The sequence below is a fragment of the Novosphingobium kunmingense genome (genome assembly GCF_002813245.1).
GTDB classification, from domain to species: domain Bacteria; phylum Pseudomonadota; class Alphaproteobacteria; order Sphingomonadales; family Sphingomonadaceae; genus Novosphingobium; species Novosphingobium kunmingense.
Genome location: NZ_PHUF01000004.1, coordinates 154940 through 178688 on the forward strand (window position 1 = coordinate 154940; position 23749 = coordinate 178688).

The following is a 23749-nucleotide window of genomic DNA, read 5'->3' on the forward strand; positions in this document are numbered from 1 at the left end:
AGGGCGCCTTACGCGTTCACGTCGGCGTAATGGCTGGGCGGCTGGATCACTTCCATGCGTTCGGCCAGCAGGGGGCGGAAGCTGGGCCGGCTCTTGAACACGGCGTACCAGTCGCGCGCCTGGTCGTGCCCGGTCCAGTCGAGCCCGCCCAGATAATCCGCGACCGATATCTGCGCGGCAGCTGCCAGATCGGCGAGGCTCATGGTTGCGCCGGCCAGCCACGGGCGGTGGTCGACCAGGTGATCGATGTAATAGAGATGCTCGTGAGCCAGCTTCATCGCCTCGCGCAGCACGCGGCTGTCGGGTGACTGGCGGAACACCAGCCGCTTCTTCATCCGTTCGTGCAGCAGCGGCGCCGTGACGTCGCCATAGAAGTTCTCGTCGAACAGGGCGACCAGGCGGCGTACTTCGGCGCGGCCAGCGGCGGTGCCGACGATCATCGGGTTCTTGTCGACCGTTTCCTCGAAGTATTCGCAGATCGCACGGCTATCGATCAGGGTCAGGTTCTTGGCCGGATCGTGCAACACCGGGGTACGCCCGGCCGGATTGAGTGCGAAGAAATCGTCGCGCCCTTCCCACGGGTTCTCGCGCCACAGTTCATAGCCCACGCCCTTCTCGCTGAGGAGCAGGCGGACCTTGCGGCTGAACGGGCACAGGGGAAATTGGTAAAGCTGCCACATGGCCAGCGGTCATGCCTGCGCGCGATTCGGGCGTCCACCCTCTACGGGGTCGGGGGGCGGACTTTTCAGGTGGAAAACGTCTCAGCACTCGATCCGGGTCTGGCGCTTCAGCACCAGGCCGAGCCGGGTCAGCCGGCGCTCGCTGGCGCTGTCGACCAGTGCAACGTCCTGGCGCGGCACACGCAGGACCAGGTCGCCGTCCGCGGAGATCTCAAGCGGCACTTCGGCCAGGGCCTGGGGCGAGCCGCCGCCCAGCTTCTGCGCCAGCCGCATGGCGAGCCCCCAGGCCAGCGCGCGGTCGAGCGCGTCGGCATCGGCAAGCGCGGCCAGGATCGGCGGCGCTTCGGCGGGATCGCCGCCAAGCCCGGCGTGGAGCGCCATGGCGATCATCGCCCGCTCGGCCGCATCGACCCCGACCCAGCTGCCGTGGAGGGCCATCTCCTCGCCAGCGAGCACGCGGAAGTCGGGGTTCGAGGCCCAGCCGGTCCCGGCCATCAGGCTGGCGGCGTGGCGCAGGCGGCGCAGCGGCTGCGGCTCGTCGGGAAAGGCGCCGTCGCTCCAGGCAAGGAAGGCGTCCGGGTAACCCGGCACCGGCAACTGCCCGTCGACCGTGTGATGGACTGCCGCGATCAGGGGGTCCTGCGCGCGGGTTTCGGGATCGAGCTGCTGGTAGAGCAGCCCTTCGCGCAGGCCAAAGCTCGACACCTCGATCGCCTCGGGCTGAACCTCGCGCACCAGAGCAACGAGCATCGCGGCGGCATCGTCGAGCTGAACGGCGCGCGCGGCGCTGACTCCGCGAACCTCGACCAGCCTGTCCGGGCCGACCTCGCGCACCAGGGCCTTGAGCATCCGGCTGTCTGCGGCCGGGAAGCGGTAGGTGCCCAGCACCGGCAGCGGCCAGCCGGTATGATCCATGTGCACGCGCGCCAGGGTGCGCCATCCGCCGCCGACGACATAAAGCGTCTGGCCGGCAACCTGGTCCAGCCAGCGGTGCGGCTTGAGCGCCTTGCGCAGTTCCTTCTTGAGCAGGCCCGTACCGCCGGCGCGGATCGTTCCGACGGGGATCACGCCGAAAGGCAGCGACAGGCGTTCGTGTACCAGGCCATCGGCGACGCGTACCAGTTCGAGGCTGCCGCCGCCCATGTCGGCCACCAGGCCGCGCGCGTCGGGCACGGCGGAGACCACGCCGTAGCCGGCGGCAACCGCCTCGTCATCGCCGCTGAGCAGTTCCGCCGGCAAACCCAGCGCGCGCACGTCATCGAGAAATGCATCGCCGTCACCGGCCGTGCGCACGGCGGCGGTGGCCACGACGCGGAGCGTGTCGGGGCCCATCAGGCGGACCAGCGCGGCAAACCGTGCCAGAGCCTTCAGCGCCGTTGCGCGTGCGTCCGGATCGAGGTTGGCGCCGGGGACCAGCCCTCTGCCAAGGCCGGCCATCAGCTTTTCGTTGAACAGCACGGCAGGCGCGCGCGCGGCACCGCCGAAGACGACCAGGCGGATCGTGTTGGATCCGATATCTATGATGGCCTGCCGCCGTGCGTCGCTCACCCTCCAGGGCCTAGCGGTTGCGGACGCGGCTTACCAGTGGGGCGTGTTCAATCCCCGTCGCGAGGGTCAGGCAAACGGTCGTCGTTGTCGGCACGGCGGGTGCGGGCCGCCTTGTCGATCGATTCGCGCATCTGGTCGCCCATGCGCTTTCCCGCCTCCTCGAGCTGCGGAAGCATTTCGCCCATCGCACCGACCATGGCGCCGGCCGCGCCGATCATGGCCGGAGCCTTTCGCGCGACCTCGTCCGGCATGGCGCGCGCGCCGGGTCCGGCAAGGTCGCCCAGCGTCGCATCGTCGGGAATGTCACGGTGGCGCGGGTGTTCGCCGGTAGTCTGGCCGACCCGGTCCATCGCCTTGAGGAACGGCGCGGCCTTCATGTCGAGCATGGCAGCCATCATCCCGGCCATGGCGTCGCCGATGGCTTCCTGGGTGCGCGGATCGCCCAATTTGTCCTGGATGTCGCCGATGGCCCGATCGCGCTCGGACGTGTCGCGCGCGGCTGCGGGAAGCGGCGCAAGCAGGGCTGCGGCCAACGCGGACAGGGATACCAGCTTCGTCGTGGCGCGGGGCTGCGGCATGTCGGCACACTCCATCGGCCCGGTGATTCGGGCGCGATGAAGATAGCTCGAAGGGCTTGCCCTTGCCTGAATGGTCGCAGGCGGCCGCCCCGTCGGAGGAACGATTCAGCCGGCTGGAACGGTCAGGTCGAGCAGGGCGAGGCAGGGCTGACGCAGACCTTCGAGCCGCGCAGCAAGCTGGCCGCCGGCGCGCAGATCGTCGGCCGAGCGTGCGAAGAGAGCGCTGACGGCCGGGCGGGACGCGCCGGTGTCATCCATCAGGCGGGCGCCGGTGCGGACGAAGAATTCGCGGCCCCGCGCGCCAAGGCCGGGCCAGTTGGCGACCGATGGGCCGCCCTTCGCCTGCTCGGCCGCAACGATGGCGAAGGCCGAGGCGCAGCGCACCGCCGTCTCCTGCTCGAGCGTAAGGGCGGGCAGCGGGCCGGTAACCGCCGGTTGGGCGGCCAGGGCGGCAACAGGGATCAGGAAGGACAGGGGCATAGCCGCTGGTCCTAACGCCGCCAAGCTGAACCGCAGCCAACTTTTTGCCAGCCGGTCCCCGCGCGCCATTGACGCGCCTGCTCGCGCGCGCAATCGTGGCAAATCGCAACCGAACAGAGGAGAGGAGAACGCCGTGTACAGTCACAACATGGTCGGCAGCAACGACATCGACCGGTCCAAGAAGTTCTATGACGCCACTTTTGCCGCGCTGGGCGGCAACCCGGGGATCAAGGACGACAAGGGTCGCCTGATCTACATGCACAATGGCGGCATCTTCCTGGTCACGCCCCCGATCGACGGCAAGCCGGCGACCGCCGGCAACGGCTGCACCATCGGCTTCGCGATGGAGAACCCGGAACAGGCCGACGCCTGGCACGCGGCCGGCGTCGCCAATGGCGGCACCGCGATCGAGGATCCGCCGGGCGTGCGCTCGGGCGGGATGGGCGACCTCTACCTTGCCTACCTGCGCGATCCGGACGGGAACAAGCTCTGCGCCCTCAAGCGGATGTAGGCGCTTCAGCCGCCACCGAACTGCGGCCTGACGGCACCCGGCGCGCGATCAAGCGCTGCTGGGTGCCAGAGGCGCCGGTGGCGCTGGAATTCAATGGCCTGGCCTATGCCGTGATGATGGCGACGCCGGCCGATCTTGCCGATTTCGCCACCGGCTTCGCGCTGTGCGAAGGCCTGGCGGCCGCAGCCTCCGACCTGGCCGATCTGGCCGTGGCCGAAACCGACCAGGGCTGGATCGTGCGCGCCGCGCTGAGCGGGCTCGGCGTCGAGCAACTGACCGAGCGCGTCCGCACCCGCGTAGCCGAATCGAGCTGCGGCCTGTGCGGCATCGAAAACCTCGAAGCGGTGGCGCGCGCGCTTCCCCCCGTCGCCAGGCATCGCGGTGTCGCCGGCGAAGCGATCTTCCGCGCCCTGTCGGCGCTGGGCGAGTACCAGGACCTGGGCCGCCGGACCGGCGCCGCCCACGCCGCGGCGGCGGTCGGCAGCGACGGGGCGATCGCCCTGGTGCGCGAGGATGTCGGCCGGCACAACGCGCTCGACAAGCTGGTCGGCGCGGCGGCACGGGCGCACTGTTCGCTGGCGGAGGGGTTCGTCCTGTCGACCGCGCGATGCAGCTACGAAATCGTCGAAAAGGCCGTGCGCGGCGGGGCCACCACGCTGGTCACGGTGTCCCTTCCCACCTCGCTCGCGGTGGAGCGCGCCAAGGCAGCAGGACTGTCGCTCTGGGTGCTGGCGCGGGACGACAGCGTGCTGCTGGTCAACGACGCGTCAGCGTGACAGCAGGAACACCGCGTGTTCGGCGCGCCATGTGGCGGCCGCATCACCGATCCGCGCATCGCCCGACAGGAACCAGGCACCTTCGACCTTGAGCCCCTTGGCCGCCACCAGTTCGCGGAAGTCGCGCACGGTGACGTGGTGGATGTTGGGCGTTTCGTACCAGGCGATTGGCAGCAATCGCGTCACCGGCATCCGTCCGTTCCACAGCAAGCTTGCCCGCACCTTCCAGTGCGCGAAGTTGGGAAAGCTGACGAAGCCGCGGCGCCCGACGCGCAGCAGTTCGTCGAGCACGCGGTCGGGCCGTTTGGTGGTCTGCAGCGTCTGCGACAGGATCGCGTAGTCGAACGAGGCGTCGGGATAGTCGCGCAGGTCGGCGTCGGCATCGCCCTGGATCACTGACAGCCCCCGCGCAACGCATTCGGCGACGTTGTGCGGATCGAGCTCCATCCCGCGCGCGTCGCACTGGCGCGTGTCGCGCAGCGCAGCCATCAGCGCGCCGTCGCCGCAGCCGATGTCGAGCACGCGGCTGCCTGGCGCGACGTTGGCGGCGATGATCGCAAGATCGGGGCGCAGCGCGGTCATTGGCCAAGGAACCCGGCAATCACCCGGTCGAGCGCGGGCACGTCAAGCAGGAAGCTGTCATGCCCGAAGGGGGCGGACAGTTCGACGAAGCTGACCGGCGCGCCGGCCGCGTTGAGCGCGTGGGCGATGGTCCGGCTTTCGGCCGTAGGGTAGAGCCAGTCGGTATCGAAGCTGACCACCGCGAAGCGCGCCTGGGTCCGGGCAAAGGCATCGGCCAGTCGCCCGCCATGCTCTTCGGCAAGGTCGAAATAATCCATCGCCCGCGTGATGTAGAGATAGCTGTTGGCATCGAACCGGTCGGTGAAGCTCAACCCCTGGTGGCGCAGGTAGCTTTCAACCTGGAAGTCGGCGTCGAAGCCGAAGGTCTTCGCCCCCTTGGTTCCGTCGGGGCGATCCTGCAGCTTGCGGCCGAACTTGTCGTGCATGCCTTCTTCGGAAAGATAGGTGATGTGGGCCGCCATGCGCGCGACGGCCAGGCCCGAGTCCGGCCCCTTGCCCGCGCCATAGTAGTCGCCGCCCTTCCACTTGGGATCGGCCATGATCGCCTGGCGACCGACTTCGTGGAAGGCGATGTTCTGGGCCGAATGGCGCGCGGTGCTCGCAACGATCAGCGCCGCACGGGTCCGCAGGGGCCAGTTGGCGGCAAAGCTCAACGCCTGCATCCCGCCCATCGACCCGCCGACCACGGCGTGAAGCTGTTCGATCCCCAGCGCGTCGAGCACCGCCACCTGGGCGCGGACCATGTCGCGGATGGTGATAACCGGAAACCGCATCGCATAGGGCTCGCCGTCGTCGGCCAGGCTGGCCGGCCCGGTCGTGCCATAGCAGCCGCCGAGCACGTTCGCGCAGATCACGAAGAAGCGGTCGGTATCGATCGGCTTGCCCGGCCCCACCATGCGCAGCCACCAGCCGGGCTTGCCGGTGACCGGATGCGGGCTGGCAACGCACTGATCGCCGGTCAGCGCGTGGAAGATCATCAGCGCGTTCGACTTGTCCGCGTTCAGCGCACCGTAGGTTTCGTAGGCCACGCGCACGCCGGTCAGCACCTGACCGCCATCGAGCGGCAGCGGCGCGGTCAGATCCAGCACGGAACTGGTGGGGTTGTGCGGGGCGGTAGCCATGGTTTGGGCGATTGGGCGACGACAAGCGGGCTGTCAATCGGCGACACTCCTGCTATGCGCGCGCCACGATGAGTGACGCTCCCTGCCCTGCCCCCCGGCCCAAGCCCTGGATCGAGGCGATCCACGCCTACGTTCCCGGCAAGAGCGCCGGCGACGACGGGCGTCCGCTGGTCAAGCTCTCGGCCAACGAGAACCCGCTCGGCACCAGCCCTGCGGCCCTTGCCGCACGGGCAAAGGCGGTTGCGCCATCGCTCTATCCCGACGCGGACAGTACGGCGCTGCGCGAAGCGATCGGGCGGCTCCACGGGATCGACCCGGCGCTGATCGTCATGGGCACGGGATCGGGCGAACTGCTGCACACCGCAGCCGGCGCCTTTGCCGGCCCGGGCGACGAGGTGCTTTATTCGCAGTACGCCTTCTCGCTTTACGAGATCGTCGCGCGCCGCTGCGGGGCCGAGCCTGTCGAAGTGCCGGCGAAGGATTACGGCAACGATGTCACCGCGCTGCTTGCCGCGGTGACGCCGCAGACCCGCGTCGTCTTCGTCGCCAACCCCAACAACCCGACCGGCACCTTCCTGCCAAAGGCCGAGATCGCGCGCCTGCACGCGGGGCTGCCCGCCGACGTGCTGCTGGTGCTCGACCAGGCCTATGCCGAATATGTCGATCCTGCCGATGACGACGGCTCGCTCGAGCTGGCGGCGACCCACCCCAACGTGCTCGCCACCCGGACGTTCTCCAAGGCCTATGGCCTTGCCGGCGAGCGGGTGGGCTGGGGAACGGGCGCCGCGCCGCTGATCGACGTTCTCAACCGCATTCGCGGTGCCTTCAACATCGGCAACTCGGCCCAGGCGACCGCGCTGGCCGCGCTGGCCGACCAGGATTTCGTCACGCATTCGCGCACCCACAACGCGGGTGAACGCGCCCGCTTCACCGCAAAGGTCGAGGCGCTCGGCAACCACGGCCTGCGCGCCGTGCCGAGCGAGGCGAACTTCGTGCTGATCCTGTTCGAGGGCCGGTTGAGCGGCGAGGCGGCCTACAAGGGCCTGGCCGACCGGGGCTACATCGTGCGCTGGCTGCCCAGCCAGGGACTGGCCCAGGCGCTGCGCATCACCATCGGCAACCGCGCCGACATGGACGCGATCGCCGCCATCCTGCGCGAGCTGGCGGAGGCGGCGTGATGACATTCGAACGCATTGCGATCATCGGGCTGGGGCTGCTCGGCGGATCGATCGGCCTTGCCGTGCGCGACCATCTGCCGGGCGCGGTGACCACCGGCTATGACGCCGATCCAGCAACCCGTACCCGCGCCGCCGAACGAGGACTGGTCGGCACGGTCTGCGACAGCGCGGCCGACGCCGTGCGCGAAGCGCAACTCGTGATCCTCTGCGTACCGGTCGGGGCCATGGCGGAAGCCGCCGCCGAGATCGCCCCCGCCCTCCCCGCCGAGGCGCTGGTCAGCGACGTCGGCTCGTCCAAGGAGGCAGTGGCCAAGGCGCTCGCCGCCGCCCTGCCCAACAACGCGGTCATCCCGGCCCACCCGGTCGCCGGGACCGAACGATCCGGCCCCGATGCTGGCTTTGCCACGCTGTTCCAGCAGCGCTGGTGCATTGTCACCCCGCCCGATGGCGCCGATCCGGCCAAGGTCACCGCGCTGTCCGCATTCTGGGAAGCGCTGGGCGCGCGGGTCGAGATCATGGACCCGGCGCACCACGACCTGGTGCTGGCCGTCACCAGCCACCTGCCGCACCTGATCGCCTATACAATCGTCGGAACCGCCGACGACCTCGAAGGCGTGACGCAAAGCGAAGTCATCAAGTATTCGGCAGGTGGTTTCCGGGATTTCACCCGCATCGCCGCCAGCGATCCGACCATGTGGCGCGATGTGTTCCTGTCCAACAAGGATGCCGTGCTCGATATGCTGCAGCGCTTCACCGAAGACCTGACCGCGCTGCAACGGGCGATCCGGGTCGGCGACGGCGCCCGCCTGTTCGATCACTTCACCCGCACCCGCGCGATCCGCCGTTCGATCATCGAGGAAGGCCAGGACGACGCCCGCCCCGACTTCGGACGCAGCGATCACGGATCGTGAGCGATTTTTCGGGAGCCCCGGAAGGGCTCGAGCGTTGGACGCGGACATGAACCTCTCGATTCACAGCCGCCTCGTCTATGACTATTTCCAGGCGACCGACGTGCTCGTCCAGGTCGAGGCTGCGCATCTGCCCGACCAGACCATCGACCAGCCGGAGTTGTGGCTGACCCCGGTCACCCATTTCGTGCGCGTACCCGGCCACGACGAGCTGGGCGAACGGATCTGGCTGCGCGTCGAGGGTCGCATGGAGCTGGATTACCGGGCGAAGGTCATGGTCGACAGGCCGGCAGTCGACATTGCCTACCTGCCCGCCACCGACCCGCGCTGGCTCCCCGGCGAGGTGATCGATTACCTGATGCCGTCGCGCTTCTGCCCGTCTGACCGTTTCTTCGAGTTCGTCAGCGGCGAATTCGGCGGCCTGCGCGGCGGCGCCTGTGTGGCGGCGTTGACCGAATGGGTCAGCGAACGGATGACCTATGTTCCCGGCGCCAGCCATTCCGGGACCTGCGCCACCGACACTTTCATTGCACGGCAGGGCGTATGCCGCGACTATGCCCACCTGCTGATTGCGCTGGTTCGCGCCGCCTCGATCCCGGCGCGCTATGCCAGCGTCTATGCGCCCGACGTCGATCCGCCCGATTTCCACGCCGTGGCCGAGGTTTTCCTCGACGGGGCATGGCACCTGGTCGACGCCACGGGGATGGCCGGAGCGGCGGACATTGCGCGGATAGGGGTCGGGCGCGACGCGGCAGACACGTCATTCCTGTCGAGCTTCGGCCAGGCGGCGCTGGTCGAGCAGTTCGTGACGGTCGAGCGGGTCAGCTGAACAGGAAGGTCAGCGCGACAAGCGCCATCACCGCGGTTGACAGCCACCCGCCGAAGGCAAGGCCGGGGCCGATCGCCAGCTTGCCCATCACCTTGCGGTTGTGCGCGATCAGCATGGTGACGACCATCAGCGGCGGCGCGAGCAGTCCGTTGACCACGGCCGCCCAGTAGAGCGCCTTCATCGGATCGATACCGATCAGGTTGAGCGCCACCCCGCCCAGCGTCGCTGCGGCGATCACGCCGTAGAATGCCTTTGCCTCGCGTGGCTTGCGGTCCAGGCCTTCGACCCAGCCGAAGGTCTCGCTGACCGCATAGGCCGCGCTGCCGGCCAGCACCGGGACCGCCAGCAGGCCTGTCCCGATGACGCCGGTGGCAAACAGCGCAAAGGCGAAATCGCCTGCGATCGGGCGCAGCGCCTCGGCGGCCTGGGACGCGCTGTCGATCTCGCGCACGCCGTTGGCGTGGAGAGTAGCGGCGGTGGCGATGATGATGAACAGCGCGACAAGGTGCGAAAAGCCCATGCCGACCAGCGTGTCGGTGCGGATGCGCTTCAGCTCGGCGCCCGCAACGCGGCGCGGCGACACGTGCAGCGGCTTGATGTGGCGGCGATGCTGTTCTTCCACCTCCTGCCCGGCCTGCCAAAAGAACAGATAGGGGCTGATCGTCGTGCCGAAGATCGCGACGAGCGCCATGGCGTGGTCCCGGTCGAACGTGAAGCGCGGCACCAGGACGGCGCGCAGCGCCTCCTCCCAAGGTACGTGCGCGACAAAGACCACGCCGACGTAGGCGAACAGCGATAGCGTCGCCCAGCGCAGGATGCGGGCGAAACGCGAATAACTGACGAACACCTCGACCAGGATGCAGACAAGGCCGAACAGCGCGGTGAAGCCCAGCACCGGTCCGGGCACGATCAGGCCCAGCACCGCGCCCATCGCGCCGAGATCCGCGCCAAGGTTGATGACGTTGGCAACCAGCAGCATCAGCACGACCACGCGCAACAGCGCGGGCGGATAGTGGCGCCGCAGATTCTGGGCGATGCCGCGCCCGGTGGTCGCGCCGATCCGCGCGCAGATCGCCTGGATCGAAGCGAGCAGCGGGAACCCGAACAGCATGGTCCAGCCCATGGCATAGCCGAATTGCGCGCCGACCTGGCTGTAGGTGCCGATGCCGCTGGGATCATCGTCGGCCGCGCCGGTCACAAGCCCTGGCCCGAGCACCTCGAGCGGTGAGCGGGGCTCTGGCGTCGATGCCATCAGGCGTTAAGCGCGTTTATCGCGGCGCGGACGCGGGCCTCGGCCACGTCGCGCGGCAGGCCGGGCGGGATCGGATCAGCCAGCTTGTAGGTGATGACGCCCGGTCGCTTGATCCAGCGGTGGTAGAGCGGCCCTGAATCGAGCGCGACCGCAACGACCGGCAGGCCGAGCAGCTTGTAGAGGCCGGCAAAGCCCGATTTGAGTTCGGGCCGGGTGCCGTGGGGAACGCGCGTGCCTTCGGGAAAGATCGCCAGCGGCCGGCCATCGGCGACCAGCGCCCGCGCCTCGGCGAGCATGTGGCGCAGCGCGCGCGCGCCCTGGTCGCGTTCGACCGAAACCAGGCCATAGCGTCGTCCGGCCAGGCCCCACAGCGGGATGCGCATCAGCTCGACCTTGGCGAAGACTCCTGGCGTATCGAGCAATTGCGGAAGGTCGATCGCCTCGAAAAAGCTCTCGTGCTTAAGCGCGACCAGAACCGGTCCGTCGGGCAGCGTGCCGTCGACCCTTATGGTGATGCCCAGCAGGTGACGGCAGCAGATCCGTTGCCAGGCCGACCAGGAATGGACCGTGCGGCGGAACGTGGCGCGGCTCGCCAGCAGCAGGGTTGCAATGCAGGCCAGCACGATGAACAGGCTCGCACCGTAGAAGGCGATATAGAAGGCCAGGCTGCGCAGCACTCGCACGGTTCAGCCCCTGTCCCACACCGGCGCGGTCAATCGCGCGAGCCACTTGTGGTATTCGAGGAACAGCGCCCACAGTTTCGGCTGGGTCGGCACGGCATCCTCGATCACGGTTATGTCTTCGGGCAGGTTGCGGCGCAGTTCCATCGCGGCCCGGCGCATGTGCCAGTCGCTGGTGACCAGCCGCAGCGACTGAAGCTTCTCGTCGCGGGCCCATTCAGCGGTTTCGCTGCCGTTCGAACGGGTGTCGATCGCCTTGTAGCCGAGCGTCACGCAACAGGCGAGGACCGCCCGGGAAATCCCGTATTCCGCTGCCAGCTCGCGCGGTTTGACGTCGCGCCCCACGCCCGAAACCAGCAGGCGCTTGGCCCAGCCCTTTTCCAGCACCTCGAGCCCGCGATCGACGCGGCCTTTGCCGCCGGTCAGCACCACGACCCCGTCGGTGCCGGCATTGCCGATCGGCCGTGGCAGAGTCACCGCGAACAGCACGAAGCCAAGCGCCCAGGCGATCAGGACAACGGAAAAGAGGCGGCGAATCATGGTGCTTCGGCTCTTATCAGAGCATCCGGCGCAGCGCGCGCATCACCGTCAGCCGCGCGGTGATCATGGCAAGCAAGGCTCCGACCAGCGGCACCAGCGCCAGCACCAGCCAGTCGTGCCAGGCAAGAGCGCCGCCACCGACCAGCCCTGCGCCGAGATCGCCGAAGCGCCGCCCGAAGAAGCTGACCACCACAACGCCTAGCAGGAGGCCGAGGATGCCGCCGCCCAGGGCATCGATCCCGACCGAGCGCTGGAAGATCCGCGCGACCTGGGCGTCCGTGCCGCCCAGCAGGTGGACGATCTCGATCGTGTCGCGGTTGACGCCAAGCGCGCTGCGCACCGCCAGGAGAACCGCCGCCGCCAGCGCGAAACCCAACAGCACGACCAGCGCGACGGCCAGCCAGCGCAGCGAATCGATCGCCCCGAACACGGGCTTCAGCCAGGTCGACTGCGCGTCGATCCGAGCCGCGGGCGCCACTTCGCGCACCAACCGGCGCAGTGCACCCAGCGTTTCGGCGTCGACCGGGTCGCGCAGCCGCACATCGACCAGAGCGGGGACGGGAATGGCCTCGTCATCGCCGACGCCGCCCCCCAGCCACGGTTCGATCAGCCGCTCGATCTCGTCCTGCGAGACGATCTGCGCCGAGACGATGCCCGGGGTCGCCTGGAGGCGGCCGGCCGCGGCGATGGCCTGCCGGTCGCGCAGCGCCGGGTTTGCCTCGACGATCTGGACCGTGACGCCGCCCGACAGGGCATCGGAGGCCGAACGCGCCGTGTTGCTGAGGGCAAGGCCCGCTGCGGCCGCGATCACCGTCAGGGCAACCATGATCGCGATGACCCAGGGCATCGGCCCCGCCAGGCGCGCCTGGCGAATAAGCTGCGCATCGCCCGACGATCCGCGGGCGAGGCGACCACTCAGCGCGGAGGGAAGAGCGAAGGCCACGATCAGTACGCTCCGGCCGGGGCTGCCTGCGGCCGGGGCGGATAGCGCAAGGCGCCGGTGGGATCGGACAGCCGCCCGCGATCGAGCCGCATGATCAGCGAATCCGGCACCTTCTTGAGCAGGTGAACGTCGTGGGTCGCGACCACCACGGTGGTCCCGAGACGGTTGAGCGCCTCGAACAGGCGGAGCAGCTTCACCGCCATTTCGGGATCGACGTTGCCGGTCGGCTCGTCAGCGACGAGCAGTTCGGGCCGGCCGATTACCGCGCGCGCGATCGCCACGCGTTGCTGCTCCCCGCCCGAAAGCTGGGCCGGCTGGGCATGAACCCGTTCGGACAGGCCGACCCAGTCGAGCATGTCGGCCACCGGCTTGGCGAGGTCGCGTTCGCTTACGCCCGCGACGCGCAGGGGCAGCGCCACGTTGTCGAAGGCCGACAGGTGCTTAACCAGTCTGAAATCCTGGAAGACCACGCCCAGGCGGCGGCGGAAATGGGGCAGCCGGTCGCGCGGCAGGGTGATCGCATCGGTGCCGAACATGCGGATCATGCCGCGCGAGGGTCGCTGTGCAAGATAGAGCATCTTGAGCAGCGAGGTCTTGCCCGCGCCGCTCGCGCCGGTGAGGAAATAGAAACTGCCCGGGAAAAGTGTGAACGAGACATCGCTCAGGACCTCGCGGTCGCTGCCATAGCGCAGCCCCACGTTGTCGAACTGGACGATTTCCGCGTCGGGGGCAGTGCTCATGATCGGCGGGTGGTATCCGGCGGAGGAAGGGAAGGGCGGGCTATAGCCGCCAATCCATGTGGAAAAAAGGGCATAGCGGCAGACCTTTCACAGTGCCGGGCATTGCAGGATGGCGATACGGCGTGTTTAACCACGGGCCATGATCATTGCCTGCCCTGCCTGCGCCACGCGGTATGCCGTGCCGGACAGCGCGATCGGTGTCGACGGGCGCACGGTGCGCTGCGCCAAATGCCGGCACAGCTGGTTCCAGGATGGCCCTGCCCTGCCCGAACGCGCGGCCGAGGCTGCGCCGCTGCCTCAGCCTCCACCTCCGCCCCCACCGCCGGTGGAAGCACCTGCCCCAACTGCGACCGAGGTCGCCGCACCCGAACCGGCACCCGCCGCAGCGCCCGCTCCGACCGTGGCGGTCTCGGTCAACTTCGACCGCCAGCAGCAACCGCCACATCACGGCGGCGAGCCCGCCCCGCCGACGCCCCAACCGGCGGACGAGGTCGCCGGGCCTGAACAGGATCCGCCGCTGCCGCCCTTCGTCTACGACGAGGAAGCGCCACCGCCCGCCTGGGCCGCGCCGACAAGCGGCGACACCGCCGAGGACGACCATTCCAGCTTCGCCCACGAGCCGCCTTTCCGACCGCGCCACAATCCGGCCAAGATGTGGTCGGTCGTGGCGATCCTCGTCGGCTCGATCTCGCTCGCCCTGATCGGTGCAACCGCCTGGTGGGGCCTGCCCAACTGGATGCCTTTCGCCCATCCCCTGTTTGCCGAGGCGCAACCGGGGCTGAAGCTCGACTTTCCGGCCAAGCAGCAGGAGCGCCACCAGCTTCCCGACAGCACCTGGTATTTCCAGGCGAGCGGCGCGGTCACCAACACATCGCAGGAATCGCGCAGCGTCCCGCCGATCCTGATCGTGCTGCGCGACGCGCGTGACCGCGTGGTCTATACCGCCGAGGTGCAAAGCCCCAAGCGTGTCCTTGCACCGGGCGAGAGCGCCGCGATCAACGAGGCCCTGGTCCAGGTGCCCAAGGCCGCGGTAAAGGCCGAATTCGGCTGGAAACCAGGCTCCTGAACGGCCGCGCCAAGGGGCCGGCAATAAAACGCGCCTAACGCGCTTGCAGCCCTGCATACCCTTTGCTAAGGGCGCGCTCCTACCCCCCGGGGGCGACCTGCTCGCCCCGTTGATTTAGCGGTCGTGGCGGAATTGGTAGACGCGCAACGTTGAGGTCGTTGTGGGCGAAAGCCCGTGGAAGTTCGAGTCTTCTCGACCGCACCAATCCTGGCAAGACTGATCAGTCGCCCCGCTTGGCGATCCATGCGCCGGTCGCTTGATGCGATGTACCATTCAACACGAATGGCAAGGCCCAGCTGGCGATCAGCTCCCTGGCGCCCGGCCCCGTGAATTGCCCCGCGAACGCGTTGGTGCCGCTCGCTCCTGTCGCGAATGTGCCGGAAAACGTCGTTGCCCCGCGCGCGAAGGCAGTGCTCGCGAAGGCGATCGTTCCAAGGTCGAAGTTCGTCGTGCAGTCGCAGGCGCTGGCCAGGCGCATTCCTCCGGCCAAGGTCCCGGCACCAAAATCGAAGGCCAGTTTGACTTGACCGTCGAGCGGAGTGGTCGCGGTGTCTCCCCACCCGCCGTTGGGGACGTCCGCTATGCCTCTGACAAGTCCCTCGAAGGCACCCGTGCCGGAAATCGGCACGTCGCCTGCCGATGTCGGCACCCCGAAGGCCACCATGTTGCCCCACGGCCCTCCACCGATGCCCTCGGCACTCCAGGTGGCGATGTTCGAGTAGGTGTAATTGGTTTCGGCATTCGATGACCTGTGGTGCGCGCCCAGTGCGATCCAGGCCGAAGGAACACCGGCGACTTGAAAGTACCTGTTGGGGCCGTAGATTGCAGGATCGTGCGGATCGGGCGGATCGATCACGGCAGACCAGCCGTAAGTGCCGAACTGGACCTCGTAGAGGGCCCGCCCCTGATCGTAGCGGATCGCGATCGGCTCGGCCCGCGTCGCCACGGCAAGGGCGGGCGCTGCCGGCGGTGCGACAAGCTCGACCGATGTGTCGTTGACCTTGGCTGGTAGCGGTGCAACCGGGGTTGCGGGGGCAGGCGGCGACATGGCCAGGCTTTGCCCGCTGCCGCCGCAGCCGCTTGCCAGGACGCAAAGCGCCGCAGCGCCCATCGCGGCTTCAAGTCTCGTTGTCATCGACGCTCTCCTGCCGTGGTCGAGAGGCGCTGCCCGCAACGGTTATCCTGGGAGGGCCGGCTGCTGTCCATGAAGCGGCGCCGATCTATCGCCGATGCTTTGCCGATCACGACGCCCGGGCGGCAAATAAGCCGAAGGTACAATTGGCGAGCGCACCGCGAGGTCGCACTCTCTCCGGCGTTGGGACCCCCGAGTCCGGAGAGGAGACATTCACATGCTCGAACAGGCCATGAGCAAGTTCAACGGCAAGGCGTTGATCAAGGACAGGTACGAAAACTTCATAGGCGGCCAGTGGGTCGCGCCGGTCCGGGGCGAATACTTCGACAACATCTCGCCGGTCACCGGCCAGCCGGTGTGCAAGGTTGCGCGCGGCACGGCCGAAGACATCGAACTGGCGCTCGACGCGGCGCACAAGGCCAAGGACGCCTGGGGCCGCACTTCGAGCACCGACCGGGCCAACATGCTCAACCGCATCGCCCAGCGCATGGAGGACAACCTCGACATGCTGGCGATGGCCGAGACCATCGACAACGGCAAGCCAATCCGCGAGACCACTGCCGCCGATATTCCGCTCGCGATCGACCACTTCCGCTATTTCGGCGCCTGCGTGCGGGCGCAGGAAGGCTCGATCGCCGAGATCGACCACGACACCGTCGCCTATCACTTCCACGAGCCGCTGGGCGTGGTCGGCCAGATCATCCCGTGGAACTTCCCGATCCTGATGGCCGCCTGGAAGCTCGCCCCCGCCCTCGCCGCCGGCAACTGCGTGGTGCTGAAGCCGGCCGAACAGACCCCGATGTCGATCATGGTGCTGATGGACCTCATTGGCGACCTGCTGCCCGAAGGCGTGCTCAACGTCGTCAACGGTTTCGGCATCGAAGCGGGCAAGCCGCTCGCCACCAACCCGCGGATCAGCAAGATCGCCTTCACCGGCGAGACGACCACCGGCCGCCTGATCATGCAGTACGCGAGCGAGAACCTGATTCCCTGCACGCTGGAACTGGGCGGCAAGAGCCCGAACATCTTCTTCGCGGACGTGATGGCCGAGGACGACGACTATCTCGACAAGGCGCTGGAAGGTTTTGCCATGTTCGCGCTCAACCAGGGCGAGGTCTGCACCTGCCCGAGCCGCGCGCTGATCCATGAATCGATCTACGACCGGTTCATGGAAAAGGCTGTCGCCCGCGTCGAAAGGATCGTCCAGGGCAGCCCGCTCGATCCCGCGACCATGATCGGCGCCCAGGCGTCGAACGACCAGTTGGAAAAGATCCTCAGCTACATCGACATCGGCCGTAACGAAGGCGCCAAGGTGCTGACCGGCGGTGCGCGCAACATGCTCGGCGGCGAACTGGCCGACGGCTACTACGTGCAGCCGACCGTGCTCGAAGGGCACAACAAGATGCGCATCTTCCAGGAGGAAATCTTCGGTCCGGTCGTTTCGGTGACCAGGTTCAAGGACGATGCCGACGCGCTGTCGATCGCCAACGACACGCTTTACGGCCTGGGCGCCGGGGTGTGGAGCCGCAGCGCCAACACCTGCTACCGCTTCGGCCGTGCGATCCAGGCGGGCCGCGTCTGGACCAACTGCTACCACGCCTATCCGGCCCACGCCGCGTTCGGCGGGTACAAGCAGTCGGGCATCGGCCGCGAAACCCACAAGATGATGCTCGACCACTATCAGCAAACCAAGAACATGCTGGTCAGCTACAGCCCGAAGGCTCTCGGCTTTTTCTGATGTCCGATGCCACCCGCCAGTCGGCGGAAGGGTCGCCACCGGAGGCGCGGTCCCAAGGGGCCGCGCCTTTCGGCGCTTCGGCTCCGCTCCGCGTCCTGGCTAGTGCGGCGGCAGAGGAATGGATCGCGCGGCTTAGCGCTCGCCACGGCCCGCTGATGTTCCACCAGTCGGGCGGCTGCTGCGACGGGTCGGCGCCGATTTGCTTCACCCGGGGCGAGTTTCGCACCGGCGCACAGGACGTCCTTCTGGGACACGTCGCGGGCGATACGCCGGTGTGGATCGGCGCGGCGCAGTTCGAATACTGGCGCCACACCCAGGTGACGATCGACGTGGTCCCGGGGCGCGGCGCCGGGATGAGCCTGGAAGCGCCCGAAGGCGTGCGCTTCATCGTGCGCAGCCGGGTTTTCGACGATGCCGAGGCGGCCGCGCTGGAGGCGCTGGGCGACCCGCCCCGCGGCGATGGCTAGCAGGGCCGCAACGCTTGGCGCGGCCCTGCCCCTGCGCTAGACAGGGAAGGAATGACGACAAGGCGCGGGACAGCGCCGGATCATGGGAGAAAACGTGGCGGAAGTGCTGACCGATAGCAGTCTAGTCGTGGCGTCGTCGCACAGCGGCGATCCGGTCGCCGCCATTGGCGAAATCGCGGCGGCAATCGGCTCGCTTCCACTGGCCGGCGGCCTGCTGTTCTGTTCGCACCGCTACGCCCGCGAAGGCCTCGCCGCCGCAATAGCCGATCGCCTCGCTGGCCTGCCCCTGATCGGCTGCACCAGCGCCGGCGAACTGAGCGAGCGGGGCTACGATTCGGATGGCCTCGTCTTCATCGGCTTTCCGCACGACGCCTTCCGCATGACGCAGCACTGCTTCGACGATCTCGACTGCTTCGACGTTGAGGACGGTCGCCGCGCGGTGCGTGCCCTGACCGCCAACGCCCGCGCCGCCGCCCGTCCCCTGGGCGAGGCTATCAACCACGTCGCGCTGTTCCTGGTCGACGGCCTATCGCACCGTGAGGAACTGCTCACCATGACCGTGCAGGAAGCGCTGGGCGACACGCTGATGGTCGGCGGATCGTCGGGTGACGGCATGGCCTTTAGCGAGACCTGGGTGTTCCACGACGGCGCGTTCCGCCGCGACTCCGCCGTGGTCGCCATCTTGTCGAGCACCAAGCCGATGCACGTGTTCAGCGCCAACCATTACCGTCCCGGGCCCGAAAAGATGGTGATCACCGCAGCCGATCCGATCGAGCGCATCGTTCACGAGATCAACGCCATGCCGGCAGCCGACGAATACCGCCGGCTGGCCGGACGTCCGGGCGAGGAACTGGACGCCGCCTTCTTTGCCGCCCATCCGCCGATGGTCCGCGCCGGCGGCGGCTATCACGTGCGCTCGATCCAGTCTGCCAATCCCGACGGAAGCCTGACGTTCTATTGCGCGATCGACACTGGCGTCGTCCTCACCATCGGCGAACCGGTCGACCGGCTGGAAGGCATGAACGCCCTGTTCTCCGACCTCGAGCGCAAGGTCGGCGCGATCGACCACATCATCGGCTTCGACTGCGTGCTCAACCGGATCGACGCGGAAAGCCGTCAATTGTCGCGTGAGGTCTCGGCGCTCTATGCGCGGCGGCGGCTGGTCGGCTTCAACACCTATGGCGAACAGTTCCGCGGCGCACACATCAACCAGACGCTGAGCGGACTGGCGATCGGGCGCTGATGGCCAGCAGCGCGCGCCTGTCACCAGTCGAGGATACCGCCCGGATCGCCGAGCTGGAAGAACGCGTCCGCCGGCTGGAAAAGATCAACGCCGCACTGATCGACCGGGTAGAACGCGCCAGCGATATGCAGGGCGGCGCCTTCTCGATGTTCGAGACGGCGATCTCTCTCGAGGCGCTGGTGCGCGAACGCACTGCCGAACTGGAAGAGGCGCTAGCCCGGCTGGAGGCGGCCAACACCGATCTCGCCCTCGCCCACAGCGGTGCGGATGCCGCCCGTGCGCGCCTGCGCGATGCGATCGAATCGCTTTCGGACGGTTTTGCCCTGTTCGACGCGGACGACCGTCTGATCATGCACAACCGCGCCTACAGCGGGTTCTGGCCGGTTCTCGACACGGAAAGCAGTGCCCAGCGGCCAACCTTCACCGAAATCGCGACGCGCATTGCCGAAAGCGGACAAACGGTCGGATCGCTGATCTCGCCCGAGCGCTGGCTGGCCGACCGTCTTGCCCTGCACCGCAACGCCGCCAATGCGCACGTCCAGGCGCTGAGCGACGGGCGCTGGGTGCAGATCAACGAACTGCGCACGAGCGAGGGCGGCACCGTCGGCATCTATACCGACATCACGGAGGTCAAGGCCGAGGACGCCCGCCAGCGCGCCCGCGAACTCGCCGAAAAAAGCACGGTCCTGCAATCGACGCTCGACACGATCCGCCTCGCGGTGGCGGTGTTCGACGCCGGGCGCCGGCTGATCGCCTGGAACGGGCACCTGCTGTCGATCGTTGGCCTCGGCGAAGACGGCCTGTCGCGCCTTGCCACCCACGAAGGGCTCGTGACCGCTTGCCAGGAGGTCAACGGCCCGCAGGGTGACGGCCGGCCGCTCGACTGGTTGCCTGATGGCGCGCCCGAAACCGTGGCGCTGCGCCGGCAGGCCAGCGGGCGTGTGGTCGAGGTGCGCCGCGCGCCGATGCCGGGCGGCGGCATGGTGATGACCTTCGAGGACGTGACCGACCGCTTGCAGGTGGCCGAAACGCTCGAACGCAAGGTCGCCGAACGCACGGTCGAACTGGAATCCGAAGTGGCCGAGCGCCGCGCGGTCGAGGCCGAACTGCTTTCGGCCAAGACCGCCGCCGAAGTGGCGAACCGGTCCAAGACCAGTTTCCTTGCGGCGGCGAGCCACGACCTTCTCCAGCCGCTCAACGCCGCGCGGTTGTTCGTCTCGGCGCTGGCCGAGCGGCGCCTCGCGCTGCCGACGCGCGCGCTCGTGCGCCAGACCGCCGTGGCGCTTGATTCGGTCGAGGACCTGCTCGAGGCGTTGTTCGAGATCTCGCGGCTCGATGCCGGCGCCATCAACCCGGAAATCACCGCGATCGACCTTGATCGGATCCTTGCCGCGCTGCGGATCGAGTTCGCCCCGCTGGCCCGCGCCAAGGGCCTTGCGCTGCATCTCCCCGACAGCGGGCGGTGGGTCTCGAGCGACATCCGCCTGCTGCGGCGCATACTCCAGAATTTCGTGTCGAACGCGGTGCGCTATACCGACAGCGGCGAGATCGAGTTGAGCGTGACCGGCACGGCCGAGCGGGTGCGGATTGCCGTCCGCGACACCGGTCCCGGAATTGCCGAACGCGACCGCACCGCCATCTTCGAGGAATTCCGCCGCCTGGACGCAACCCAGCGCACGGCGGGCAAGGGCCTTGGCCTGTCGATCGTGCAGCGCGCCTCGGCCATGCTGGACCACCCGATCACGCTGCATTCGGTGCCCGGCGTAGGATCGGAGTTCGCCATAGACCTGCCCGCAGCCGCTGCGGTCAGCCGCACCGCATTGCGCCGCGGCGCAGGCATTGAAACGGCGACCGCGGAATCGGGCCACATCCTCGTCATCGACAACGATCCGGCCATTCTGGAAGGCATGAGGGTCCTGATCGAGAACTGGGGTTACGCCATCAATGTGGCACTCGACCCGTCCGATCCGGGCGTCGAACCCGCCATCGAGCGCGGGGTCGACCTGGTCATCGCAGACTTCCACCTCGACAACGGGCAGCTGGGCGACCAGGCCATCGCGGCGATCCGCGCGCGGCTTGGCCGTCAGGTGCCGGCCATGGTCATCACCGCCGACCGCAGCGACGAGATAAAGGCGCGCCTTGCCGCAGCGAAGCTTCCGGCGCTGACCAAGCCCATCAAGCCGGCGCAGCTGCGCGCTATGCTGCGGATGCTGCTGGCCCAACCCGAGGCGGACACGCCGGACCCTGTCTAGCCGCTGAAGCCGATCCGGTTGGCGAGAATAACCGCCTGGGTGCGGCTGAACACGTTGAGCTTCTGCAGGATGGCCGAGACGTGCGCCTTGACGGTAGTCATCGACACGTCGAGTTCGTAGGCGATCTGCTTGTTGAGCCGCCCGGCCACCAGGTGGCCGAGCACGACGCGCTGCTGCGGAGTCAGCGTGTCGATCCGCTCACGGATCGCAGCGTCCTCGCGGCTGGCATCGTCGTCCTGGTCGAGCACTTCGGGGACGTAGAGTTCACCCGCCATCACGCTTTGCAGGGCGGCGACGATGTCGTTGCGCTTGAGCGACTTGGGAATGAAGCCGGCCGCCCCGGCGGCCAGCGCGTCGCGGATCGTGGCCCGCTCCATCGCGCCCGAAACCATGACGATCGGCGTGCCGGGAAAGCCCTGGCGCAGTTCCACGAGGCCCGAAAGGCGGGTCACCTCGGGCAGGTTGAGGTCGAGCAGGACGAGATCGATGTCGTAGTTCGCCGCTAGAACCTCCTTCGCTTCCGCGATGGTTCCGCCTTCGTGGATGGTGCAGCCCGGGAAGCACGCTTCGAGCACGCTGCGCAGGCCGTCGCGCACAAGTGAATGATCGTCGATCACCAGGATGCGTTCGGGCGGAGGAAAGGCCGGGCCCATGGGTTTGGTCGCTGTCATGGCTGGGGAGGACATAGCAAGCGCTGGCGGGACACGCCATGAGAGAGAAGGGCGTGTCCCGCTCAGCATCTTACTTGGGCAGCTTGAACACCCAGAGCGATCCGCCCTGGCTGATTTCCTTGAAGGTCTTGGCGACTTCGCCGCCCCACAGCGGGACCGCACCGCCCCAGCCCGACATGACCGCAACGTACTGTTCGCCGTCCTGTTCCCAGGTGACCGGCGATCCGACCACGCCTGACCCGGTCTGGAACTTCCACAGCTCCTGCCCGGTCTTGGCATCGAAGGCCTTGAGATAGCCTTCGGGCGTGCCGGTGAAGACGAGGTTGCCGCGCGTGGTCAGCACTCCGCCCCACAGCGGCGCCTTGTTCTTGTATTCCCAGACGATCTTGCCGGTCGCCGGATCCATCGCGCGCAACGCGCCGATGTGGTCCTCGTGGGTCGGCTTGATGGTGAAGCCCGCGCCCAGGTAGGCCGCCCCCTTCTTGTAGGCGATGGGTTCGTTCCAGATGTCCATGCCCCAGTCGTTCGACGGGATGTAGAACAGGCCGGTGTCCTTCGAATAGGCCATCGGCATCCAGTTCTTGCCGCCAAGGAAGCTCGGCGCGGAGAACACGACCTTGCCCTTTTCCGTGCCGCTCGGCGCGCCGGGGCGGTTGTCGGCGACGTAGTTGGGGCGGCCGGTCTTCGGGTTGAAGCCGTTGGCCCAGGTCGTTTCGGCGACGAACCGGTTGGCGCTGATGAACTTCCCGTTGGTCCGGTCGAGCACGAAGAAGTAGCCGTTGCGGTCGGCCTTGGCGCCCAGCTTCATCGGCTTGCCGCCAATTGTCGCATCGAACGGGATGAACTCGTTCACGCCGTCGAAGTCCCAGCCGTCGTGGGGGGTGGTCTGATAGGACCACTTGATCACGCCGGTGTCCGCGTCGATCGCGACGGTCGAGCTCGAATAGAGGTTGTCTCCGGGGCGCAGGTGGCTGTTCCACGGCGCCGGGTTGCCGGTGCCGAAGTAGACCAGGTTGGTGCCCGGATCGTAGGTCCCGCCAAGCCAGGTGGCGGCGCCACCGGTCTTCCACAGGTCGCCGGTCCAGCTGGCGTTGGTCTTGCCAGAGATGCCGTTGGGCTTGCCGCGCAGGGTGCCCATGTGGCCTTCGACGGTCGGGCGCTCCCAGATCACCTCGCCAGTGTCGACGTCGCGCGCGGTAACCGCGCCGACCACGCCGAATTCACCGCCCGAGTTACCGGTGATCACCATGTTCTTGACGATCAGCGGCGCCGCCGTCGCCGAATAGCCGGCGCGGTAATCGGCCATGGTCTTGTTCCAGATGACCTTGCCGGTGTTGCGGTTGAGCGCGACGATGTGCGCATCGAGCGTCGCGAAGATGATCTTGTCGCCGTGGATCGCCGCACCGCGGTTGACCACGTCGCAGCACGGCATGATGCCATCGGGCAGGCGCGCGTCGTACTGCCACTTCTTTTCGCCGGTGCGCGCGTCGAAGGCGTAAAGCCGCGAATAGGACCCGGTCACGTAGATCGTGCCGTCATAGACGATCGGCTGCGATTCCTGGCCGCGCTGCTTTTCCCCGCCAAGCGAGGAGGCAAAAGCCGGAACCAGTCGCGCGACGTTGCCGGTGTTGACCTTGTCGAGCGGGCTGAAGCGCTGGGCCTGCGGCCCGAGGCCATAGGTCAGGACGTCGCCGGTGGTTTCCGCATCGTTCATCAAGTCGGCACTGGTCGGCCCTTCGGCCAGGGCCGCCGTGGACATCGCGGTTCCGAGCAATGCCAGCCCGACAAGGCTGCGCTTCATTGTGCCTTTCATCCTACCCTCCTGTTCCGGCGA

General features: G+C 67.9%; 24 protein-coding genes and 1 tRNA gene. 11 read left to right on the forward strand and 14 right to left on the reverse strand.

Annotated elements, in window-relative coordinates; genetic code table 11:
- Window positions 1–8: 8 nt before the first annotated feature.
- The 4 genes from B0I00_RS10175 to B0I00_RS10190 form a co-directional block, all read right to left on the reverse strand.
- The gene (locus tag B0I00_RS10175; RefSeq protein WP_100867303.1) at window positions 9–680 is read right to left on the reverse strand and encodes a glutathione S-transferase family protein; all 672 of its coding nucleotides are present in this window, start codon (window positions 678–680) and stop codon (window positions 9–11) included.
- An 81-nt stretch (window positions 681–761) separates the two neighbouring features.
- Window positions 762–2228, reverse strand: a complete 1467-nt coding sequence (locus B0I00_RS10180) for a Ppx/GppA family phosphatase (RefSeq protein ID WP_100867304.1) — start codon at window positions 2226–2228, stop codon at window positions 762–764.
- 47 nt (window positions 2229–2275) lie between these two features.
- The gene (locus B0I00_RS10185; RefSeq protein ID WP_100867305.1) at window positions 2276–2806 is read right to left on the reverse strand and encodes a hypothetical protein; all 531 of its coding nucleotides are present in this window, start codon (window positions 2804–2806) and stop codon (window positions 2276–2278) included.
- A gap of 105 nt (window positions 2807–2911) precedes the next feature.
- Window positions 2912–3286 carry a hypothetical protein gene (locus B0I00_RS10190; protein WP_100867306.1) on the reverse strand — a complete coding sequence of 125 codons (375 nt, stop codon included), beginning with the start codon at window positions 3284–3286 and terminating at the stop codon, window positions 2912–2914.
- 133 nt (window positions 3287–3419) lie between these two features.
- Here B0I00_RS10190 and B0I00_RS10195 point away from each other — a divergent pair, with 133 nt between their 5' ends.
- Window positions 3420–3797 carry a VOC family protein gene (locus tag B0I00_RS10195; protein WP_100867307.1) on the forward strand — a complete coding sequence of 126 codons (378 nt, stop codon included), beginning with the start codon at window positions 3420–3422 and terminating at the stop codon, window positions 3795–3797.
- 62 nt (window positions 3798–3859) lie between these two features.
- A complete protein-coding gene (fdhD, locus tag B0I00_RS10200; protein WP_232730190.1) occupies window positions 3860–4573 on the forward strand; it encodes a formate dehydrogenase accessory sulfurtransferase FdhD in 714 nt (237 codons plus the stop codon).
- On the opposite strand, the gene metW is transcribed toward fdhD, so the two are convergent.
- Complete coding sequence (metW, locus tag B0I00_RS10205) at window positions 4565–5155, reverse strand: methionine biosynthesis protein MetW (RefSeq protein WP_100867309.1); 591 nt, start codon at window positions 5153–5155, stop codon at window positions 4565–4567. The genes fdhD and metW overlap by 9 nt on opposite strands.
- Complete coding sequence (gene metX, locus B0I00_RS10210; RefSeq protein WP_100867310.1) at window positions 5152–6276, reverse strand: homoserine O-acetyltransferase MetX; 1125 nt, start codon at window positions 6274–6276, stop codon at window positions 5152–5154. The genes metW and metX overlap by 4 nt, the downstream gene beginning before the upstream one ends.
- Before the next feature lie 68 nt (window positions 6277–6344).
- On the opposite strand from metX, the gene hisC reads away from it, so the two are divergent.
- Genes hisC through B0I00_RS10225 form a run of 3 tightly spaced genes read left to right on the forward strand, consistent with a single transcriptional unit; the run spans window position 6345 to window position 9191 of the window.
- The gene (hisC, locus tag B0I00_RS10215) at window positions 6345–7454 is read left to right on the forward strand and encodes a histidinol-phosphate transaminase (protein WP_100867741.1); all 1110 of its coding nucleotides are present in this window, start codon (window positions 6345–6347) and stop codon (window positions 7452–7454) included.
- Entirely contained in the window at window positions 7454–8365 is a 912-nt protein-coding gene (locus B0I00_RS10220) for a prephenate/arogenate dehydrogenase family protein (protein WP_100867311.1), read from the forward strand. The genes hisC and B0I00_RS10220 overlap by 1 nt, the downstream gene beginning before the upstream one ends.
- Window positions 8366–8411: 46 nt before the next feature.
- Complete coding sequence (locus B0I00_RS10225; RefSeq protein ID WP_100867742.1) at window positions 8412–9191, forward strand: transglutaminase-like domain-containing protein; 780 nt, start codon at window positions 8412–8414, stop codon at window positions 9189–9191.
- Here the strand turns inward: B0I00_RS10225 and B0I00_RS10230 are convergent.
- The 5 genes from B0I00_RS10230 to ftsE are packed head-to-tail and all read right to left on the reverse strand — an operon-like array spanning window position 9184 to window position 13346.
- Window positions 9184–10443: an NRAMP family divalent metal transporter gene (locus B0I00_RS10230; protein ID WP_100867312.1), complete on the reverse strand. Its 1260-nt coding sequence runs from the start codon at window positions 10441–10443 to the stop codon at window positions 9184–9186. The two genes, B0I00_RS10225 and B0I00_RS10230, sit on opposite strands and share 8 nt — an antisense overlap.
- Entirely contained in the window at window positions 10443–11126 is a 684-nt protein-coding gene (locus B0I00_RS10235; protein WP_100867313.1) for a lysophospholipid acyltransferase family protein, read from the reverse strand. The genes B0I00_RS10230 and B0I00_RS10235 overlap by 1 nt, the downstream gene beginning before the upstream one ends.
- Before the next feature lie 3 nt (window positions 11127–11129).
- The gene (locus B0I00_RS10240) at window positions 11130–11663 is read right to left on the reverse strand and encodes a YdcF family protein (RefSeq protein ID WP_100867314.1); all 534 of its coding nucleotides are present in this window, start codon (window positions 11661–11663) and stop codon (window positions 11130–11132) included.
- Between the two features lie 16 nt (window positions 11664–11679).
- Window positions 11680–12606: a cell division protein FtsX gene (locus B0I00_RS10245; protein WP_232730191.1), complete on the reverse strand. Its 927-nt coding sequence runs from the start codon at window positions 12604–12606 to the stop codon at window positions 11680–11682.
- A 2-nt stretch (window positions 12607–12608) separates the two neighbouring features.
- The gene (gene ftsE, locus B0I00_RS10250) at window positions 12609–13346 is read right to left on the reverse strand and encodes a cell division ATP-binding protein FtsE (protein ID WP_100867315.1); all 738 of its coding nucleotides are present in this window, start codon (window positions 13344–13346) and stop codon (window positions 12609–12611) included.
- Window positions 13347–13485: 139 nt separating this feature from the next.
- Here ftsE and B0I00_RS10255 point away from each other — a divergent pair, with 139 nt between their 5' ends.
- On the forward strand, window positions 13486–14412 hold the full coding sequence (locus tag B0I00_RS10255) for a zinc-ribbon domain-containing protein (protein ID WP_100867316.1): 927 nt from the start codon (window positions 13486–13488) through the stop codon (window positions 14410–14412).
- A gap of 117 nt (window positions 14413–14529) precedes the next feature.
- Window positions 14530–14616: transfer RNA gene (locus tag B0I00_RS10260), tRNA-Leu, on the forward strand.
- 16 nt (window positions 14617–14632) lie between these two features.
- On the opposite strand, the gene B0I00_RS10265 is transcribed toward B0I00_RS10260, so the two are convergent.
- A complete protein-coding gene (locus tag B0I00_RS10265) occupies window positions 14633–15547 on the reverse strand; it encodes a HupA family protein (protein ID WP_157812530.1) in 915 nt (304 codons plus the stop codon).
- A gap of 214 nt (window positions 15548–15761) precedes the next feature.
- Between B0I00_RS10265 and adh the strand changes: the two genes are divergently transcribed.
- The 4 genes from adh (at window position 15762) to B0I00_RS10285 (ending at window position 21244) form a co-directional block, all read left to right on the forward strand.
- The gene (gene adh / locus B0I00_RS10270; RefSeq protein ID WP_100867318.1) at window positions 15762–17282 is read left to right on the forward strand and encodes an aldehyde dehydrogenase; all 1521 of its coding nucleotides are present in this window, start codon (window positions 15762–15764) and stop codon (window positions 17280–17282) included.
- The gene (locus tag B0I00_RS10275; RefSeq protein ID WP_100867319.1) at window positions 17282–17749 is read left to right on the forward strand and encodes a DUF779 domain-containing protein; all 468 of its coding nucleotides are present in this window, start codon (window positions 17282–17284) and stop codon (window positions 17747–17749) included. Before adh ends, B0I00_RS10275 begins: the two co-directional genes overlap by 1 nt.
- An 82-nt stretch (window positions 17750–17831) precedes the next feature.
- Window positions 17832–18992 carry an FIST N-terminal domain-containing protein gene (locus B0I00_RS10280; RefSeq protein ID WP_100867320.1) on the forward strand — a complete coding sequence of 387 codons (1161 nt, stop codon included), beginning with the start codon at window positions 17832–17834 and terminating at the stop codon, window positions 18990–18992.
- Complete coding sequence (locus B0I00_RS10285) at window positions 18992–21244, forward strand: hybrid sensor histidine kinase/response regulator (RefSeq protein ID WP_100867321.1); 2253 nt, start codon at window positions 18992–18994, stop codon at window positions 21242–21244. Before B0I00_RS10280 ends, B0I00_RS10285 begins: the two co-directional genes overlap by 1 nt.
- Here B0I00_RS10285 and B0I00_RS10290 read toward each other — a convergent pair.
- Window positions 21241–21915, reverse strand: coding sequence for a response regulator (locus tag B0I00_RS10290; protein WP_232730192.1), 675 nt, complete (start codon window positions 21913–21915; stop codon window positions 21241–21243). The two genes, B0I00_RS10285 and B0I00_RS10290, sit on opposite strands and share 4 nt — an antisense overlap.
- A gap of 70 nt (window positions 21916–21985) precedes the next feature.
- The gene (locus B0I00_RS10295; protein ID WP_100867323.1) at window positions 21986–23728 is read right to left on the reverse strand and encodes a methanol/ethanol family PQQ-dependent dehydrogenase; all 1743 of its coding nucleotides are present in this window, start codon (window positions 23726–23728) and stop codon (window positions 21986–21988) included.
- Window positions 23729–23749 lie beyond the last annotated feature (21 nt).

Coding starts and splice junctions, on each gene's coding strand:
- B0I00_RS10175 (WP_100867303.1), bottom strand. CDS start 680: ATGTGGCAGCTTTACCAATTTCCCCTGTGCCCGTTCAGCCGCAAGGTC.
- B0I00_RS10185 (WP_100867305.1), bottom strand. CDS start 2,806: ATGCCGCAGCCCCGCGCCACGACGAAGCTGGTATCCCTGTCCGCGTTG.
- B0I00_RS10190 (WP_100867306.1), bottom strand. CDS start 3,286: ATGCCCCTGTCCTTCCTGATCCCTGTTGCCGCCCTGGCCGCCCAACCG.
- metW (WP_100867309.1), bottom strand. CDS start 5,155: ATGACCGCGCTGCGCCCCGATCTTGCGATCATCGCCGCCAACGTCGCG.
- metX (WP_100867310.1), bottom strand. CDS start 6,276: ATGGCTACCGCCCCGCACAACCCCACCAGTTCCGTGCTGGATCTGACC.
- hisC (WP_100867741.1), top strand. CDS start 6,345: ATGAGTGACGCTCCCTGCCCTGCCCCCCGGCCCAAGCCCTGGATCGAG.
- B0I00_RS10220 (WP_100867311.1), top strand. CDS start 7,454: ATGACATTCGAACGCATTGCGATCATCGGGCTGGGGCTGCTCGGCGGA.
- B0I00_RS10225 (WP_100867742.1), top strand. CDS start 8,412: ATGAACCTCTCGATTCACAGCCGCCTCGTCTATGACTATTTCCAGGCG.
- B0I00_RS10230 (WP_100867312.1), bottom strand. CDS start 10,443: ATGGCATCGACGCCAGAGCCCCGCTCACCGCTCGAGGTGCTCGGGCCA.
- B0I00_RS10240 (WP_100867314.1), bottom strand. CDS start 11,663: ATGATTCGCCGCCTCTTTTCCGTTGTCCTGATCGCCTGGGCGCTTGGC.
- ftsE (WP_100867315.1), bottom strand. CDS start 13,346: ATGAGCACTGCCCCCGACGCGGAAATCGTCCAGTTCGACAACGTGGGG.
- B0I00_RS10255 (WP_100867316.1), top strand. CDS start 13,486: ATGATCATTGCCTGCCCTGCCTGCGCCACGCGGTATGCCGTGCCGGAC.
- B0I00_RS10265 (WP_157812530.1), bottom strand. CDS start 15,547: ATGACAACGAGACTTGAAGCCGCGATGGGCGCTGCGGCGCTTTGCGTC.
- adh (WP_100867318.1), top strand. CDS start 15,762: ATGCTCGAACAGGCCATGAGCAAGTTCAACGGCAAGGCGTTGATCAAG.
- B0I00_RS10275 (WP_100867319.1), top strand. CDS start 17,282: ATGTCCGATGCCACCCGCCAGTCGGCGGAAGGGTCGCCACCGGAGGCG.
- B0I00_RS10280 (WP_100867320.1), top strand. CDS start 17,832: ATGGGAGAAAACGTGGCGGAAGTGCTGACCGATAGCAGTCTAGTCGTG.
- B0I00_RS10285 (WP_100867321.1), top strand. CDS start 18,992: ATGGCCAGCAGCGCGCGCCTGTCACCAGTCGAGGATACCGCCCGGATC.
- B0I00_RS10290 (WP_232730192.1), bottom strand. CDS start 21,915: ATGACAGCGACCAAACCCATGGGCCCGGCCTTTCCTCCGCCCGAACGC.
- B0I00_RS10295 (WP_100867323.1), bottom strand. CDS start 23,728: ATGAAAGGCACAATGAAGCGCAGCCTTGTCGGGCTGGCATTGCTCGGA.